General features: G+C 71.5%; 1 protein-coding gene and 1 pseudogene. Both read right to left on the bottom strand.

Features of this window, described 5'->3' with window-relative positions; translation table 11 throughout:
- Window positions 1-3,422: pseudogene (locus tag ACFV9O_RS39855) on the bottom strand (type I polyketide synthase); the annotation flags it as partial.
- 140 nt (window positions 3,423-3,562) lie between these two features.
- Window positions 3,563-3,930 (bottom strand): hypothetical protein (locus ACFV9O_RS39850; protein WP_385427873.1); only part of this gene is annotated, 368 nt, incomplete at its 5' end.

The following is a 3,930-nucleotide window of genomic DNA, read 5'->3' as shown; positions in this document are numbered from 1 at the left end:
AGTGCCGCGTCCAGCAGGGCCGGGTGGATCAGGAACCGGCGGGCGTCGGCGTGCAGCTCCTGGGGCAGCTCGATCTCGGCGAAGACCTCGCCCTCGCTCTCCCGGCGCCAGACCCGACGTACGCCACGGAATGCCGCCCCGTACGTGAAGTCCCGCTCCGCCAGGCGCGCATAGACCTCGTCAAGGTCGAGTTCCACTTCTGCGGCGCCGGCGGGCGGCCAGACTGCCCTCCCGGTCGGAGCCGCGTCGGATGTGCTCGCGGAGGCCAGTCGTCCACTGGCGTGGAGGAGCCATGACCGGCTCTCTCCCGCGCTGCTGCTGCCGTCGGCGCTGCCGTCGTCGTCGGGACGGGAGTACACGTCGACCGTCCGACGGCCGCCGTCGTCGGATTCGCCGACGATGACCTGGATGCGCACGTTCTCGCGCTCGGGGAGCACCAGCGGGGCGGACAGCGTCAGGTCCTCGATCACCCCGGCGTCCAGCTGCTCACCGGCCCGGCTCACCAACTCCACGAACGCCGTTCCCGGCAGCAGCACATGACCCGCCACCGCGTGGTCGGCGAGCCATGGATGCGTACGCTGCGACACCTGGCTCGTGAAGAGCGTCCGGCCACCGTCGGCGACGTCGACCACGGCACCAAGGATGGGGTGATCGGCCGCCGTCAGCCCCAGGCCACCGGCGTCGCCCGCCTGCTTCACGGGATCGAGCCAGTAGCGCTCGCGCTGGAAGGCGTACGTGGGCAGGGGGACGCGGCGCGCGTCGGCACCGCTGAAGTACGCCCGCCAGTCCACGCGTACACCACGCGCGTACAGCTGCCCCAGACCGGTGACGGCGGTCCGTACCTCGGGCCGGCCGGCGCGGAGCAGGGCGACGGCGGCCACGGTGTCCGGGTCGGTGACGCAGGCGGCGGCGAGGGCGGCGAGGGTGGCGTCGGGGCCGAGTTCGAGGAGGGTGGTGGCCCCCGCAGCTTCCAGGGCACGGGTGGCGGCGAGGAAGTGGACGGGCTGGCGGACCTGGTCGACCCAGTAGCCGGGGGACGTCAGCTGCTCGTCGGTGGCGAGCGCGCCGGTGACGGTGGAGACGATCGGGATCTTGGGCGCGTGGAAGGTCAGGCTCGCTGCGACCTTGCGGAATTCGTGGAGCATGCCGTCCATGTGGGGGGAGTGGAAGGCGTGGGAGACGGTGAGCTGTTTGGTCTTGCGGCCGTGTTGACCCAGCTTTTCGGCGATGGTGGTGACGGCGTGGTGGTCGCCGGAGATGACGACGGAGTCGGGGCCGTTGACGGCGGCGATTCCGGCGCTGAGTTCGCTGCCTTCGAGGAGGGGCTCGACCTCGTCTTCGGTGGCTTGCACGGCGACCATGGCGCCGCCTTCGGGCAGTGCCTGCATCAGTCGGGCGCGGGCGGCGACGAGTGTCACGGCGTCGGGGAGGGTGAGCACACCTGCGACGTGGGCGGCTGCGAGTTCGCCGATGGAGTGTCCGGCGAGGTAGTCGGGGGTGATGCCCCAGGACTCCACGAGCCGGTAGAGGGCGACCTCGATGGCGAAGAGGGCGGGCTGGGTGTACTCGGTACGGTCCAGGCCCTCCCCGCTGGTGATGACCTCGGTCAGCGGGCGCTCCAGCAGCGGGTCCAGGGCGGCGACGACCTCGTCGTACGCGGCGGCGAAGACGGGGAACGCCTCGTACAACTCCCGTCCCATGCCGACCCGCTGACTACCCTGCCCCGTGAACAGGAACGCCAGCTTCCCCGTTGCACGGGTGCCGCGAACGGTGCTCGGTACGCTGTTGCCCGCCGCTATCGCGCGGAGGCCGCCGAGCAGCGTCGCGCGGTCCTCGCCGATGACGGCGGCGCGTTCGGTGAACGCGGCACGGGAGGTCGCCAGCGAGAAGCCCAGGTCCGCGAGGGAGAGGTCCGCGTTCCGCTCGGCGTACCCCGCGAGGCGTTCCGCCTGGTCACGCAGGGCCTGCGGCGTCCTGCCCGACAGCACCCACGGCACGACGGGCGTCGGTGCCGTGACCTCGGCCGGCGCCCGGTCGGCGCCGTCCACCGACGACGGTGCCTCTTCGATCACCACATGGGCGTTCGTTCCGCCGAAGCCGAACGACGAGATGCCGGCGCGGCGGGGGTGGCCGGTCTCCGGCCAGGGCTGTTCCTCGGTGAGCAGTGACAGGGCGCCCGTGTCCCAGTCGACGTGCCGGGACGGTTCGTTGACGTGGAGCGTCTTGGGCAGGACGTCGTGGTGCATGGCCTGGATCATCTTGATGACGCCGCCGACGCCGGCTGCGGCCTGTGTGTGGCCGATGTTGGACTTGAGCGAGCCGAGATACAGCGGCTGGTCGGCGGGCCGGTCCTGGCCGTAGGTGGTGAGCAGGGCCTGCGCCTCGATGGGATCGCCGAGCTTGGTGCCTGTGCCGTGTGCTTCGACGGCGTCGACGTCGGAGGTGGTCAGGCCCGCGTTGGCGAGGGCTTGGCGGATGACGCGTTCCTGGGAGGGGCCGTTGGGGGCGGTGAGGCCGTTGGAGGCGCCGTCCTGGTTGACGGCCGAGCCCCGCACCACGGCCAGGATGTGGTGGCCGTTGCGCTGGGCGTCGGATAGCCGCTCGACGAGGAGCAGGCCGACGCCCTCCGACCAGCCGGTGCCGTCCGCGTCCTCCGAGAACGACTTGCACCGCCCATCGGCGGCAAGTCCGCGGAGCCGCGAGAATTCGACGAACGCGGTCGGCGTCGACATCACAGCCGCACCACCCGCGAGCGCCAGGTCGCACTCACCCCGCCGCAGCGCGTTCGCGGCCAGGTGCAGGGCGACGAGCGACGACGAGCAGGCCGTGTCGACCGTGACCGCCGGACCCTCGAAACCGAAGGTGTAGGCGAGCCGCCCCGAGGCGATGCTGCCCGCGCTGCCGCTGAAGAGATAGCCCTCGTTGCCCTCCGGCGGCAGCCCGGGGCGTGAACCGTAGTCGTTGTACATCAGGCCGGCGAACACGCCCGTACGGCTGCCGTGCAGCGAATCGGGGTCGATGCCCGCGCTCTCCAGCGTCTCCCACACCGTCTCGAGGAGCAGCCGCTGCTGCGGGTCGACGGCCAGCGCCTCGCGCGGGGACATTCCGAAGAACTCGGGGTCGAAGAGGTCCGCGTCGTGCAGGAAGCCGCCCTCGCGGGTGTACGACGTGCCGGCGACCTCCGGGTCCGGTTCGTACAGGCCCTCCAGGTCCCAGCCCCGGTTCGCCGGGAACTCGTCCACCGCGTCGACACCGTCGGCGACCAGCCGCCACAGGTCCTCGGGCGAGGAGACCCCGCCGGGATAGCGGCACGCCATCCCGACGATCGCGATCGGCTCCTGTGCCTTGTCCTGGACCTCGCGCAGGCGCTTCCGCGCGTCACGGGCGTCGGCTATCGCGCGCTTGAGGTACTCACGGAGTTCCCGCTCGTCAGCCACCTGTGGTCAGCTCCCCGAAGTGATGCTCTTGATGACGGATATGGATTACGAGTGATGTGCTGCGCCGTGCGGCAGCCGCACGGCGTGCGTCGCCGGCGGAGGACGCGGAGGACGCGGAGGGCCGGTCAGTCGAGCTCGTCGATGAGCGCGAAGAGCTCCTCGTCGCTGGCGGCGTCGAGATTGCTGTTCTCGTCGTCCGCCGGCTCCTTGCCGCTCCCGCTGTCCGCCGCCTGGGCGACGTCCAGCAACTCCCGCAGCCGAGCGGTGATCTGCTCGTACGCGGTGCTTTCGGCGGCCGCCTCCTGGATCGCGCCGCGGAGCTTGGCGAGGCCCGCGAGGACCGGGACCGCGACCGACTCGGGCTCGGCGTCGAGATCGAGCCGCTCCAGCAGATGCGTGGCGAGGCCGGCGGGGCTCGGGTGGTCGTAGATGAGGGTGGCGGGGAGTTTGAGGCCGGTGGTGCCGGTGAGTTGGTTGCGGAACTCGAGGGCGG

Source organism: Streptomyces sp. NPDC059909, assembly GCF_042730885.1.
Taxonomy (GTDB): Bacteria; Actinomycetota; Actinomycetes; order Streptomycetales; family Streptomycetaceae; genus Streptomyces.
This window is presented reverse-complemented; position numbering and strand designations above follow the sequence as displayed.